The organism is Staphylococcus sp. GDY8P45P (assembly GCF_017892745.1).
GTDB classification, from domain to species: Bacteria; Bacillota; Bacilli; order Staphylococcales; family Staphylococcaceae; genus Staphylococcus; species Staphylococcus cohnii.
Genome location: NZ_JAESLS010000011.1, coordinates 25,500 through 38,774 on the forward strand (window position 1 = coordinate 25,500; position 13,275 = coordinate 38,774).

Here is a 13,275-nt window from a genome sequence, read left to right on the forward strand (position 1 = left end):
TGATGAGATTAGATAAATATCTCAAAGTTTCAAGATTAGTAAAGCGTCGTACATTAGCAAAAGAAATCAGTGATCAAGGACGTATTACTGTAAATGGCGTAGTTGCTAAAGCAGGTACTGATGTAAAAGAAACAGATGAACTCGTTATTCGATTTGGACAAAAAATTGTAACAATTAAAGTCACAGGTTTGAGCGAACATGCAACAAAAGAAAATGCAAAAGGTATGTATGAACTCATTAAAGAAGAAAAAGTTAGTGAAATATAAACATAGGAGGTGACAAGCAAATGAATAAAAAAGTTGAAAATATAGGCAATACGTATACTTCAGCAGAAAACAAAAAAAAGCAGCAGCAACAAATGAGAAAGCGTGTTGTTCGTAAACGTATCACTTTATTTGGTGGTATTTTACTACTGATTATTATCATTTTAGCCATCATGCTTGTCACTCAAAAACAAAGTAACAATGAAGATTCAGTTGAACGTCAACAAAAAGAACAAAAGTATCAAAAGCAACAAGATGAAGAATTAGCACTAAAAGAACAATTAAATAATTTAAATGATAAAGATTATATTGAAAAAGTTGCACGTGATGATTACTATCTAAGTAATGATGGGGAAGTTATTTTCAAATTGCCTGGAGATAATAAATCTGACACTAAATCTAAGGCGCAAAATGATGATAAATAAGTGAATTTAATTTTTTGCATCATTATACCATTGTTAATTTATGCAAACAGGCATATAATAGGGTTAAAATCGAAACGAATCGGGAGGATTTATTTATAATATGTCAATCGAAGTAGGAAACAAGCTTAAAGGTAAAGTCACTGGAATTAAAAAGTTTGGCGCTTTTGTCGAACTTCCAGAAGGAAAGAGTGGCTTAGTTCACATAAGTGAAGTTGCAGATAACTACGTTGAAAACGTAGAAGATCACTTATCTGTTGGTGATGAAGTTGAAGTTAAAGTGCTTTCAATTGCTGATGATGGAAAAATTAGTTTATCTATCAAAAAAGCAAAAGATCGTCCACGTAGACCTCAAAGCAAACCAAATTATAAACAACCTCAACCTAAAGGTGAGGACTTTGAAAAGAAACTAACAAACTTCTTAAAAGATAGCGAAGATAAATTGACTTCTATTAAGCGTCAAACGGAATCTAGACGTGGTGGAAAAGGCGCTAGACGCTAAAATATATAAAATAAGACTGTTCCCAAGAGAACTGAAATTAATTGTTAAGTACAACATTTAATATGATTTTAATGACGTTTGACTTTGACAATAAATGACTGTTTTCTTACTTAAGGAAACAGTCTATTTTTTGTTGTGTACAGACGTTGCAACGTGCATGTAAAACTTAAAGGTAAAAAATCTTTCGCATTGTGACATAGGAGGTAAGCTATGGTAGAAGTTAATGCTGATGGTTGGAATAAAGACCAACATATTGTGTTAGCCGTTTCAACGGGGATTGATAGCATGGTATTATTGCACAACTTAATTAATCAGTTGTCTCAATCGTATAGAAAATTAACTTGCTTACATGTGAATCATAATATTCGTGATATTGCACAAGAAGAAGAATCATTTATAAGAAAATATTGTGAGTCGTATCAAATTCCATTGTTCGTGCATCATTTAGATTTATCGAAAGTCATTGAACAGGGTAACAGCATTGAAAATATTGCAAGGAACGAACGATATCAGTGGTTTGATGATATGATGGTGGAGCTGGATGCGGACGTCTTATTAACCGCACATCATCAAGATGATCAAATTGAGACTATCTTTTATCGGTTGATGACTGGACGTTCAACTAGAAGTAGTTTAGGTATGTCATATCTGACTTCACGAGACGCTTATATGTTGTGCAAACCATTGTTAGAAACAACTAAAGCGGACATTCGAAACTATCAGCAAAATTATGAGGTACCTTATTATGAAGACGAGACAAACGCTGAAAATCATTATGTAAGAAATGATATTCGTAATCGTATTTTACCTGCCATCGATAGCAATCTCCATTTATCTACAAAACAGTTACTTAAGTTGAAAGATTGGCATGATATGCAACTGCAAGCATTACATGACAATGCGTTATATTTTATAGAAACTCATGTTCATGAAAATGCTGATAAGACAGAAATAGTAATTCCAAGAGTTGCATTTTCTAATTTAAATCATAATATTAAAATAATTATTTTAGATAAAATATTTTCAAAATTACAGGTTACGACACCAATGACTGAAAAAATGTACGAATCCTGGTTTCAGCAACTCGAAGGCAAAGTTACTCAATGTACAATATATACAACGGATAAATGGAATATTTATATCGCTTATGATAAATTTATAATAATGGCAAATTATGATAAATGTCTTGTGCCAACAAAGATTTTGCAACCAGGCTTATATCACTATGGTCATTATAGTATAGACATAACAGATAATTTTCCAAAAGATGATTATCCGTTAGTCGTTAGAACTAGAAATAATGGAGATAAATTCAAACTAAATGGTGTAAAAGGACATAAAAAAGTTAGTCGATTACTGATTGATCGCAAAATTATACAAACTGAGCGAAACCAATTACCAATTTTAGTCAATGCAGATGAAACAATTATTGCTATAGGTACGTTATACTTAAATAATGAATATAAAGATACTATTTTCATACGAAATACGGGAGAGGAATGAAATTATGCGAGATGATTTAAAGGAAATATTAATGGATGAGGCAGAAATAGAACAAATATGTAAAGACTTGGGTGCAAAAATTACTGAAGCATATGCAGGTAAACCACTTGTCTGTATAGGTATCTTGAAAGGGTCAGTAATGTTTATGACAGACCTCATCAAACATATTGATACACATTTAGCTATCGATTTTATGGATGTTTCTAGTTACCATGGCGGTACTGAATCAACGGGTGAAGTACAAATACTTAAAGATTTAAGTGGTTCAATAGAAGGAAAAGACATCTTGATTATTGAAGACATTTTAGAAACAGGAACAACATTAAAATCAATAACTGAATTATTGGAATCAAGAAAAGTCAATTCACTGGAAATTGTAACATTATTAGACAAACCAAATCGTCGCAAAGCGGATATCGAAGCAAAATATGTAGGTAAAAAAATTCCAGATGAATTCGTAGTAGGCTACGGATTAGATTATGCTGAAAATTATAGAAACCTACCATATATTGGTACACTTAAACCAGAAATTTATTCAAAATAAGCAGTACAATTTAATCGTATGAAATATTGTTATATACTGTAAAACGTAATCGGATTAAATGAGTCGATATACATAGTATGTTGATAAAATACGAGGACATATACGTAAATCATTTAAAGAATAGATTATAAAGTATATGTTAACTGTTTGTATATCAAAATAAAAAAGTATAAAAATAACAGGAACTGTAACGTACATACAAAAGTAGAATTACTAGCCCAACACTTGTGTATTGTGTTACAATTTTTGTTAGTTTTATTATTGAAGTAGGAGGAAACGACGCATGCAGAAAGCCTTTCGTAACGTGCTAGTTATCGCAATCATTGGCGTTATTATATTTGGCTTGTTTTCGTGGCTAAATGGTAACGGAAATATGCCAAAACAGCTTACATATAATCAATTTGTTAAGCAATTAGATAAAGGTGAATTGAAATCCTTAGAAATTCAACCAGAACAAAATGTATATATGGTAAGTGGTAAAACTAAAAAAGATGAAGATTATTCTTCAACTATTTTATATAATAATGATAAAGAGCTTGAAAAAATAACAGATAAAGCACAAAGTCAAGATGGATTGAAATTTACGGTTAAAGAAGAAGAAAAACAAAGCGTATTTGTAAGTATCTTAACTACGTTAATTCCAGTTTTAATCATAGCCTTATTATTTATTTTCTTCCTTAGTCAAGCACAAGGAGGCGGCGGTGGCGGCGGTCGCATGATGAACTTTGGTAAATCCAAAGCTAAAATGTACGACAGTCAGAAAAAACGTGTACGCTTCTCAGATGTAGCTGGCGCAGATGAAGAAAAACAAGAATTAATAGAAATTGTTGACTTCTTAAAAGATAATAAACAATTTAAACAAATGGGTTCTAGAATTCCTAAAGGTGTTTTACTAGTAGGACCTCCAGGTACAGGTAAAACCTTATTAGCTCGTGCAGTAGCTGGTGAAGCTGGTACACCATTCTTCTCAATCAGTGGTTCAGACTTCGTTGAGATGTTTGTAGGTGTCGGCGCAAGCCGTGTACGTGACCTATTTGAAAATGCTAAGAAAAACGCACCTTGTATTATCTTTATTGACGAAATCGACGCAGTTGGTCGTCAACGTGGTGCAGGTGTTGGTGGCGGACACGATGAACGTGAACAAACGTTAAACCAATTACTAGTTGAAATGGATGGATTCGGTGAAAATGAAGGCATCATTATGATTGCTGCTACAAACCGTCCTGATATTTTAGACCCAGCATTATTACGTCCTGGTCGTTTCGATAGACAAATTCAAGTTGGTCGTCCAGACGTAAAAGGACGTGAAGCTATTCTACATGTCCATGCTAGAAATAAACCACTTGATGAAACAGTAGACTTAAAAGCAGTATCTCAAAGAACACCTGGTTTCTCTGGTGCAGATTTAGAAAACTTGCTGAACGAAGCATCATTAGTTGCAGTACGTGAAGGTAAGAAGAAAATAGATATGCGTGATATTGAAGAAGCAACTGACCGTGTGATTGCTGGTCCTGCTAAAAAATCACGTGTCATTTCTGAAAAAGAACGTAATATCGTAGCACACCATGAGGCAGGCCATACTATTATTGGTATGGTGCTTGATGAAGCAGAGGTTGTCCATAAGGTTACCATCGTACCACGTGGCCAAGCTGGTGGTTATGCAATGATGTTACCAAAACAAGATCGCTTCCTAATGACTGAGCCAGAATTACTAGATAAAATTTGTGGCTTGCTAGGTGGGCGAGTTTCTGAAGATATTAATTTCAACGAAGTATCAACAGGTGCTTCAAATGACTTTGAACGTGCAACACAAATCGCACGTCAAATGGTTACTGAATATGGTATGAGTAAGAAACTTGGTACGGTACAATTCACAAGTAGCAGTAATGGACAAGTATTCTTAGGTAAAGACATGCAAGGCGATCCAGAATATTCTGGACAAATTGCGTATGAAATTGATAAAGAAGTTCAACGTATTATTAAAGAACAATACGAACGTTGTAAAAACATTCTTTTAGAACATCAATCACAATTACTTTTAATTGCTGAATCTTTATTAAAAGAAGAAACATTAGTTGCTGAGCAAATTCGTTCATTATTTTATGATGGTGTATTACCAGAAGTTGATTACGATGCAGCAGAAGTTGTTAGTGATCAAGAAAGTGAATTTAAAGAAGGTAAATATGGTAAATCTTATGAAGATGTACGAAAAGAACAACTAGAAGATGGTCAACAAGAAGAAGATCAACAAGAAGAAAAAGATATCGATAAAGAAAGTAAAGATAGCGAACATGACAATGATGACTCAGAAGAGACAGGTCATGAGCAAGCGCCAAATATCGATAAACCTAGCAACCCAAGTGATCCTAATGATCCAAGCAATAGAAATTAATAACTGAACAAAAAGCTTCTTTCTGCTATCATATTGATGTGGAAAGAAGCTTTTTTAATATTTATCAATCGACCAAATTACAAACAGATATGTAGCAATTTTTTGACTGAACACTTACAATAAATTGCATTGATAAAAAGTATGATGAAATTCTATATAAAAATCAGAAAACAATTAAAACATTACAATGTATAAAAGGAGAAATTATAGAAATGACAAATGATTACATCGTTAAAGCATTGGCTTACGAAGGACAAATAAGAGCATATAGTGCATTAACTACAGAAAGTGTTCAAGAAGCACAATCAAGGCATTATACTTGGCCGACAGCATCAGCTGCACTTGGCAGAACGATGACTGCAACGTTGATGATGGGTGCTATGTTAAAAGGTGAACAAAAATTAACAGTTACGGTTGATGGACAAGGACCAATCGGTAAAATTATAGCTGATGCTGATGCCAGTGGCCATGTAAGAGGGTACGTGACCCACCCACAGACTCACTTTCCTCTGAATAACGTTGGGAAGTTAGATGTTAGTAGAGCTGTTGGAACCAATGGTGCATTAACTGTAGTAAAAGACGTTGGAATGAAAGATTATTTCTCTGGTTCAAGTGAACTTGTATCCGGTGAATTAGGCGATGACTTCACTTATTACTTCGCAAAAAGTGAACAAGTGCCATCATCTGTAGGACTAGGCGTATTAGTAAATCCTGATAATTCTATAAAAGCTGCAGGTGGATTTATCATTCAAGTGATGCCAGGTGCAGAAGAAAAAACGATTAATAAATTAGAAACAGCAATCAACAATATGACACCAGTTTCGAAATTAATTGATCAAGGTTTAGCGCCAGAAGAAATTTTATATGAAATACTTGGTGAAGATGAAGTTCAAATTTTAGAAGAAATGCCTGCAAGTTTTGAATGTAATTGTGGCCACGAAAAGTTTTTGAATGCAATTAAAGGACTAGGTCAAGCTGAAATTGAAAGTATGATTAATGAAGATCATGGTGCAGAAGCAGAATGCCACTTTTGTAGAAGTAAATATCAATATACAGAAAATGAATTACAGGAATTATTAGAAAAGATGTAAAAAATCCTTTAAAATAATGTTCAAATCAGTATAAATTATAAAAATATTGTAATTTTCAATCTTCTTAGTTGTATTCAAATCAAAATCTGATAAAATATAAAGTATATCCGATAGAAAAAGTAGGTTTTAAACTTTTTAATGAAAAGGAGCAATACTTATGACAAACAAACCAGTAAATAATATCGTTGAGGTAATTGGTAATACGCCAGTAGTTAAATTAAACAATGTGGTGGATGAAAATGCTGCAGATGTTTATGTAAAATTAGAATATCAAAATCCAGGTGGCTCAGTTAAAGACCGTATTGCATTAGCAATGATTGAAGAGGCAGAGAAAGATGGAAAAATCAAACCAGGAGATACAATTGTAGAACCAACGAGTGGTAATACAGGTATAGGTTTAGCTTTTGTATGTGCTGCTAAAGGTTATAACGCAGTATTTACTATGCCAGAAACAATGAGTCAAGAACGTCGTAATTTATTGAAAGCTTATGGTGCAGAAGTTGTTTTAACACCAGGTTCAGAAGCAATGAAAGGCGCTATTAAAAAAGCAAAAGAATTAAAAGAAGAATTCGGCTATTATGAACCACAACAATTTGAAAACCCAGCTAACCCACGTGTGCATGAATTGACAACTGGTCCAGAATTGGTTGAACAATTTGAAGGGAAAACAATTGATTCATTCTTAGCAGGTGTTGGTACTGGTGGTACATTAACTGGTGCAGGTAAAGTATTGAAAGAGAAATACCCTGATATTAATCTTGTAGCTATTGAACCAGAAGATTCACCAGTATTAAGTGGTGGAGAACCAGGACCACATAAATTACAAGGTTTAGGAGCTGGCTTTGTACCAGATACTTTAGATACGAATGTCTATGACGAAGTTATAAAAGTAGGTAATGAAACAGCGATGGATATGTCTCGTAAAGTTGCTAAAGAAGAAGGTATACTTGGAGGTATTTCTTCAGGTGCAGCAATTTATGCAGCTATCGAAAAAGCAAAATCTTTAGGTAAAGGTAAAACAGTCGTTACTGTATTGCCAAGTAATGGTGAACGTTACCTTTCAACACCTTTATATTCATTTGAAGATTAAAAATATATTTATAAAACCGATCATGTGTAGATTTGATCAGTTTCAGACTGTCGACAAGGTTACTGACTTTGTCGACAGTTTTTTTGTGTGCTTTCTGTGAAGATTTTGTCGTTTTCTAGATTTTAGTATAATAATACGCCCATACGGAATTACATGTACAGCAGCTAATGTTAAGTTGAAGTATTGTAATGATTGTTAATGACGTGCTGATAGCGTCTATAAAATTAAGTAAATCAATGGAAATAGGTCAAAATGCGAAATGATTAATATATTTGAATGCGTTCTTGCCAATTACTGATTATTTAAATGGATAAAATGAATTAGACTTAAATTTTTTGTTATATGAGCATTGCTTACTGAAAATTTTATAAATTAGCGTTATTATAGAATAGTGATTACTAAGCTAGCGATGAGGTATTTAACAGTGAAAGGAAGAAAGTAACGATGGCACATACAAAAATTATGGGCATATTAAACGTAACTCCAGATTCATTTTCTGATGGTGGTAAATATAATTCAATAGAAAAGGCTGTTAAAAGGGCGGAAGAAATGATTGAAGAAGGTGTAGATATTATAGATGTTGGCGGTATATCTACACGTCCTGGCTACGAAGAAATCAGTGTAACTGAAGAATTGCAACGCGTAGTACCAGTTGTAAAAGCACTCAGCCAATTAGACGTGCAACTTTCTATTGATACATATAGAAGTGAAGTGGCAGAAGCAGCGATGAAATTAGGCGCTACAATGATTAATGATCAGTGGGCTGGATTATATGACGAAAAAATCTTTGATATTGTATCTAAATATGAAGGCGAGATCATATTGATGCACAATGGTGATGGTAATCGAACAATGCCAGTTGTGGATGAAATGCTTCTACATTTATTGAAACAAGCAAATAAAGCAGAAATGGCAGGTATTCCCCAAGAAAAAGTTTGGATAGATCCTGGCATTGGTTTTGCAAAAACAAGAGATGAAGAAAAAGAAGTAATGGCACGCTTGGACGAGTTAATAGCTACGGATTATCCTGTACTATTAGCGACAAGTAGAAAAAGATTTATTAAAGAAATGATAGATAGAGACACACAAGCAACTGAAAGAGATGAAGCAACAGCCGCCACTACTGCATATGGTATAATGAAAGGTGTTAAAGGTGTGAGGGTTCATAATGTTATGCTCAACGCCCGTTTGGCTCAAAGCATGGATTATTTAAAGGAGAATGAGGATGAGAGACACGATATTTCTTAGCGGTATGAAATTTTATTGTTATCACGGTGCTTTACCAGCTGAAAATGAAATTGGCCAAATATTCATCGTAGATGTGACAATGAAAGTTGATTTAAGTCTTGCAGGTGAAACAGATCAAGTTACTGACACTGTTCACTATGGTGAAGTATATGAAGATGTTAAATCAATCATGGAAAGTAAACCAGTGAATTTAGTAGAGCATCTAGCTGAACGTATTGCAAAACGTATAAATTCACACTATAATCGTGTAATGGAAACGAAAGTTAGAATCACTAAAGAAAATCCACCTATACCAGGCCATTATGAAGGTGTAGGCGTAGAAATAGTGAGGGAGAATTTCTAATGTCATATGCATACTTAGGTTTAGGAAGTAACGTTGGAGATAGAGAAACACAGCTTAATCAAGCGATTCATATTTTGAATGAAACAGAAGGTATCAATGTAACACAAACATCCCTAATTTATGAAACTGATCCTGTAGGATATGTTGAGCAACCTCAATTTTTAAATCAATGTATTGAAATACAAACGACACTGACACCTCGTGATTTATTAAATGCATGCCTAGAAACAGAACAACAGTTGCATAGAGTGAGAGATATCAGATGGGGTCCTAGAACATTAGATGTTGATATTTTATTATTTGATAAACAAATTATAAATGAAGATGACTTGGTTATACCGCATCCACGTATGCTGGAACGTTCTTTCGTGCTCATACCACTCAATGATATTGCGCCAGATTTTACTGAACCTCATACAAACAAAAAAATTAGAAATTTAGTAACGTTAGATAATTCAGTGAAACAATATAAGGGTTAAGAAAGCAACGATGTATAAATTCAATGAGAATGAGTCCCAGCAAAGCATTTTTATTGAATAGCTATACTTGCAATTTTATTATATATTAATTGTGAAATTCATTTGATTTCTTCTATCATTATTTGGACGCGGTAGAAGCATGTTAAATCATTAATACAACTGATATAACAAGATTAACTCTAACTAGAACAACATGTATTGTATAACAATTGCAGTAATAGTTATATACACTGAATTGCTGCACAGTAAAAATGCGTATTTTAAAAATTGTTTCATTCATAAAGATTAAACAGATACTTTAGCATACGCTGAAATATATAAGCTTAAATTACTTTATTACATTCATGACCTCTAGTAAAATTGAAAATTGAAAAATTAGTGCTGAGTACATAGGGAAATACCCATCTTTGTATTTAAAAGATAGGGTGGTCATGGTAAAGTAAGAAATGATTGGAACAAATCAAGATACAATAACCATAAATGATAGATATTCCTCGCATTCTAACAAAAAGTAGGGGCTAAAATTAAAATAGAACAAGAAGTATAAAGGAGAGAAAGTTATGTCAGAAGAAATGAACGACCAAATGCAGGTGCGTCGTCAAAAAATGCAAGAGCTATACGATTTAGGTATCGATCCATTCGGCGGAAAATTTGTACGAACTTCAATGGCTACTCCGTTACATGAAGATTGGGATCAATTCTCTAAAGAAGAATTACAAGAAAAAGAAGAAGAGAGTCATGTCAGCATAGCTGGACGTTTAATGACGAAACGTGGTAAAGGTAAAGCAGGCTTTGCACACGTGCAAGATTTATCAGGTCAAATTCAAATTTATGTAAGAAAAGATCAAGTTGGAGAAGAACAATTTGAACTATGGAAATCAGCAGACCTAGGAGATATCGTAGGTATTGAAGGTGTTATGTTCAAAACAAACACTGGTGAATTGTCAGTCAAAGCAAAATCATTCACGCTTTTAACAAAAGCATTACGACCATTACCAGATAAATTCCACGGTTTACAAGATATTGAACAACGCTATCGTCAACGTTATTTAGACTTAATAACAAACCAAGATAGCACGCAAACTTTTATTAATAGAAGTAAAATCTTACAAGAAATGCGTAATTACTTAAACAATCAAGGATTCTTAGAAGTAGAAACACCAATGATGCACCAAATTGCAGGTGGAGCGGCAGCAAGACCATTTGTAACACATCATAATGCCTTAGATGCAACATTATATATGAGAATTGCAATAGAATTACATTTAAAACGATTAATTGTTGGTGGTTTAGAGAAAGTATATGAAATTGGTCGCGTGTTTAGAAACGAAGGTGTATCTACACGTCATAATCCAGAGTTCACAATGATTGAACTTTACGAAGCATATGCAGACTATCACGATATTATGGACTTAACAGAAGATATGATTAGACATATATCTAATAAAGTACTTGGCACTGCAAAAATTAGTTATGGTGAAGAAATTATTGACTTAGAATCAAACTGGAAACGAGTTCACATGGCAGATGCTGTCAAAGAAGTAACAGGTATTGATTTCTTTAACGTTCAGAGTGACGAAGAAGCTAAAACACTTGCTAAAGAGCACGGTGTTGAAATAACTGACAATATGAAATACGGTCATATTTTAAACGAATTCTTTGAACAAAAAGTTGAAGAAACATTAATACAACCTACATTTATATATGGTCATCCAATAGAAATATCACCATTAGCAAAGAAAAATCCAGAAGACCCTCGATTTACGGATCGTTTTGAGTTGTTTATTGTAGGTAGAGAACATGGTAATGCATTTACAGAATTAAATGATCCTATAGATCAAAGAGAAAGATTTGAAGCGCAATTAGTTGAAAAAGAACAAGGTAATGATGAAGCACATGAAATGGACGAAGATTTCATTGAAGCATTAGAATATGGTATGCCTCCAACAGGTGGTTTAGGTATAGGTATTGATAGACTTGTTATGTTACTTACTGATTCAGCTTCAATTAGAGATGTATTATTATTCCCATACATGAGACAAAAATAATATAGATCAACTTAAAATAAAGGATTAAATATTGTGACTCACAGATAAGAGGCATGATGTTTAATCCTTTTTAATTATAAATCTGAACTTTAAACAAATGGAATAGAGCGATTTTTTTAACAACAAGCTAAAAATAATAAAGTAATAAGATACAATTATGCATATTTATGCTATTTAAATATAAAAATATACCAAAAAAGGTATGGTAAACTGAGATTTCTTATGGTAAGATAATTCAAGTCGAGTTAAGTAAACGCGAATACGTGCGAAATAAAATATATGTTTTAAATAAAAGTTACGAAAACCGTTGACTTTAATGAAAAAACATAGTATTATATAAAAGTCGTCAAAAACGAGCATTTACATAATGAGCATTTAGTAAAGAACTTGTGAATTTCTTTAAGATAGTGTAAAATTAACTATTGTAATTGATTAATAAACAATGTATCATACATTGAGTAAGTTATTTTGTCTGGTGGCTATAGCAAGGAGGTCACACCTGTTCCCATGCCGAACACAGAAGTTAAGCTCCTTAGCGCCGATGGTAGTCGGACTTACGTTCCGCAAGAGTAGGACGTTGCCAGGCTTTATAATAAATATGTGGAGGATTAGCTCAGCTGGGAGAGCATCTGCCTTACAAGCAGGGGGTCGGCGGTTCGAACCCGTCATCCTCCACCATTTTCAAAAGTGAATAGCCGGCCTAGCTCAACTGGTAGAGCAACTGACTTGTAATCAGTAGGTTGGGGGTTCAAGTCCTCTGGCCGGCACCATTTCATGAGCCATTAGCTCAGTTGGTAGAGCATCTGACTTTTAATCAGAGGGTCAGAGGTTCGAATCCTCTATGGCTCATCCAGTTTCATTTTGCAGAAGTAGTTCAGCGGTAGAATACGACCTTGCCAAGGTCGGGGTCGCGGGTTCGAATCCCGTCTTCTGCTCCATTATTTTGCCGGGGTGGCGGAACTGGCAGACGCACAGGACTTAAAATCCTGCGATGAGAGATCATCGTACCGGTTCGATTCCGGTCCTCGGCACCATCATTTTAATAGAGCGCCCATAGCTCAATTGGATAGAGTACTTGACTACGAATCAAGCGGTTATAGGTTCGACTCCTATTGGGCGCACCATTTTTAGAATGATTTTATGATAAATACGGGAAGTAGCTCAGCTTGGTAGAGCACTTGGTTTGGGACCAAGGGGTCGCAGGTTCGAATCCTGTCTTCCCGACTCTTATTTAAAAAGAATATGGGGGCTTAGCTCAGATGGGAGAGCGCCTGCTTTGCACGCAGGAGGTCAGCGGTTCGATCCCGCTAGTCTCCACCATATATATTTAAATGAACATTGAAAACTGAA

12 protein-coding genes, 8 tRNA genes and 1 rRNA gene are annotated in these 13,275 nt (G+C 34.2%); all 21 read left to right on the forward strand.

What is annotated here, in order from left to right; translation table 11 throughout:
* The first annotated feature begins 2 nt into the window (after positions 1 to 2).
* Positions 3 to 266, forward strand: a complete 264-nt coding sequence (locus KA873_RS11975) for an RNA-binding S4 domain-containing protein (protein ID WP_107384081.1) — start codon at positions 3 to 5, stop codon at positions 264 to 266.
* Positions 267 to 286: 20 nt separating this feature from the next.
* Positions 287 to 688 carry an FtsB family cell division protein gene (locus tag KA873_RS11980; RefSeq protein WP_107386288.1) on the forward strand — a complete coding sequence of 134 codons (402 nt, stop codon included), beginning with the start codon at positions 287 to 289 and terminating at the stop codon, positions 686 to 688.
* Positions 689 to 788: 100 nt separating this feature from the next.
* The gene (locus KA873_RS11985; protein ID WP_019467962.1) at positions 789 to 1,187 is read left to right on the forward strand and encodes a S1 domain-containing RNA-binding protein; all 399 of its coding nucleotides are present in this window, start codon (positions 789 to 791) and stop codon (positions 1,185 to 1,187) included.
* 210 nt (positions 1,188 to 1,397) lie between these two features.
* Entirely contained in the window at positions 1,398 to 2,690 is a 1,293-nt protein-coding gene (tilS, locus tag KA873_RS11990) for a tRNA lysidine(34) synthetase TilS (RefSeq protein WP_210140491.1), read from the forward strand.
* A gap of 4 nt (positions 2,691 to 2,694) precedes the next feature.
* Positions 2,695 to 3,234, forward strand: a complete 540-nt coding sequence (hpt, locus tag KA873_RS11995; protein WP_019467964.1) for a hypoxanthine phosphoribosyltransferase — start codon at positions 2,695 to 2,697, stop codon at positions 3,232 to 3,234.
* A 283-nt stretch (positions 3,235 to 3,517) separates the two neighbouring features.
* Positions 3,518 to 5,626, forward strand: a complete 2,109-nt coding sequence (gene ftsH / locus KA873_RS12000; protein ID WP_210140493.1) for an ATP-dependent zinc metalloprotease FtsH — start codon at positions 3,518 to 3,520, stop codon at positions 5,624 to 5,626.
* Positions 5,627 to 5,838: 212 nt separating this feature from the next.
* Positions 5,839 to 6,717 carry an Hsp33 family molecular chaperone HslO gene (hslO, locus tag KA873_RS12005; RefSeq protein WP_183077356.1) on the forward strand — a complete coding sequence of 293 codons (879 nt, stop codon included), beginning with the start codon at positions 5,839 to 5,841 and terminating at the stop codon, positions 6,715 to 6,717.
* Between the two features lie 157 nt (positions 6,718 to 6,874).
* Complete coding sequence (gene cysK, locus KA873_RS12010; protein ID WP_107386284.1) at positions 6,875 to 7,807, forward strand: cysteine synthase A; 933 nt, start codon at positions 6,875 to 6,877, stop codon at positions 7,805 to 7,807.
* Between the two features lie 444 nt (positions 7,808 to 8,251).
* Positions 8,252 to 9,055 carry a dihydropteroate synthase gene (folP, locus tag KA873_RS12015; RefSeq protein ID WP_210140498.1) on the forward strand — a complete coding sequence of 268 codons (804 nt, stop codon included), beginning with the start codon at positions 8,252 to 8,254 and terminating at the stop codon, positions 9,053 to 9,055.
* Entirely contained in the window at positions 9,033 to 9,398 is a 366-nt protein-coding gene (folB, locus tag KA873_RS12020; protein ID WP_183077358.1) for a dihydroneopterin aldolase, read from the forward strand. The genes folP and folB overlap by 23 nt, the downstream gene beginning before the upstream one ends.
* The gene (gene folK, locus KA873_RS12025) at positions 9,398 to 9,877 is read left to right on the forward strand and encodes a 2-amino-4-hydroxy-6-hydroxymethyldihydropteridine diphosphokinase (RefSeq protein ID WP_107386282.1); all 480 of its coding nucleotides are present in this window, start codon (positions 9,398 to 9,400) and stop codon (positions 9,875 to 9,877) included. Before folB ends, folK begins: the two co-directional genes overlap by 1 nt.
* Positions 9,878 to 10,437: 560 nt before the next feature.
* Positions 10,438 to 11,925 carry a lysine--tRNA ligase gene (lysS, locus tag KA873_RS12030; RefSeq protein ID WP_107504679.1) on the forward strand — a complete coding sequence of 496 codons (1,488 nt, stop codon included), beginning with the start codon at positions 10,438 to 10,440 and terminating at the stop codon, positions 11,923 to 11,925.
* A gap of 471 nt (positions 11,926 to 12,396) precedes the next feature.
* Positions 12,397 to 12,511: ribosomal RNA gene (rrf, locus tag KA873_RS12035) — 5S ribosomal RNA — on the forward strand.
* Between the two features lie 16 nt (positions 12,512 to 12,527).
* Positions 12,528 to 12,603, forward strand: a tRNA-Val gene (locus tag KA873_RS12040).
* Between the two features lie 16 nt (positions 12,604 to 12,619).
* Positions 12,620 to 12,695: transfer RNA gene (locus KA873_RS12045), tRNA-Thr, on the forward strand.
* A gap of 6 nt (positions 12,696 to 12,701) precedes the next feature.
* Positions 12,702 to 12,774 (forward strand) — tRNA-Lys (locus KA873_RS12050).
* A 14-nt stretch (positions 12,775 to 12,788) separates the two neighbouring features.
* Positions 12,789 to 12,863: transfer RNA gene (locus KA873_RS12055), tRNA-Gly, on the forward strand.
* 7 nt (positions 12,864 to 12,870) lie between these two features.
* Positions 12,871 to 12,959 (forward strand) — tRNA-Leu (locus KA873_RS12060).
* A gap of 13 nt (positions 12,960 to 12,972) precedes the next feature.
* Positions 12,973 to 13,049 (forward strand) — tRNA-Arg (locus tag KA873_RS12065).
* A gap of 26 nt (positions 13,050 to 13,075) precedes the next feature.
* Positions 13,076 to 13,149, forward strand: a tRNA-Pro gene (locus tag KA873_RS12070).
* Positions 13,150 to 13,169: 20 nt separating this feature from the next.
* Positions 13,170 to 13,245 (forward strand) — tRNA-Ala (locus tag KA873_RS12075).
* Positions 13,246 to 13,275 lie beyond the last annotated feature (30 nt).

What these genes read in the sequence shown, in the direction of transcription:
- KA873_RS11975 (WP_107384081.1), top strand. Translation starts at nt 3, where the DNA reads ATGAGATTAGATAAATATCTCAAAGTTTCAAGATTAGTAAAGCGTCGT.
- KA873_RS11980 (WP_107386288.1), top strand. Translation starts at nt 287, where the DNA reads ATGAATAAAAAAGTTGAAAATATAGGCAATACGTATACTTCAGCAGAA.
- KA873_RS11985 (WP_019467962.1), top strand. Translation starts at nt 789, where the DNA reads ATGTCAATCGAAGTAGGAAACAAGCTTAAAGGTAAAGTCACTGGAATT.
- tilS (WP_210140491.1), top strand. Translation starts at nt 1,398, where the DNA reads ATGGTAGAAGTTAATGCTGATGGTTGGAATAAAGACCAACATATTGTG.
- hpt (WP_019467964.1), top strand. Translation starts at nt 2,695, where the DNA reads ATGCGAGATGATTTAAAGGAAATATTAATGGATGAGGCAGAAATAGAA.
- ftsH (WP_210140493.1), top strand. Translation starts at nt 3,518, where the DNA reads ATGCAGAAAGCCTTTCGTAACGTGCTAGTTATCGCAATCATTGGCGTT.
- hslO (WP_183077356.1), top strand. Translation starts at nt 5,839, where the DNA reads ATGACAAATGATTACATCGTTAAAGCATTGGCTTACGAAGGACAAATA.
- cysK (WP_107386284.1), top strand. Translation starts at nt 6,875, where the DNA reads ATGACAAACAAACCAGTAAATAATATCGTTGAGGTAATTGGTAATACG.
- folP (WP_210140498.1), top strand. Translation starts at nt 8,252, where the DNA reads ATGGCACATACAAAAATTATGGGCATATTAAACGTAACTCCAGATTCA.
- folB (WP_183077358.1), top strand. Translation starts at nt 9,033, where the DNA reads ATGAGAGACACGATATTTCTTAGCGGTATGAAATTTTATTGTTATCAC.
- folK (WP_107386282.1), top strand. Translation starts at nt 9,398, where the DNA reads ATGTCATATGCATACTTAGGTTTAGGAAGTAACGTTGGAGATAGAGAA.
- lysS (WP_107504679.1), top strand. Translation starts at nt 10,438, where the DNA reads ATGTCAGAAGAAATGAACGACCAAATGCAGGTGCGTCGTCAAAAAATG.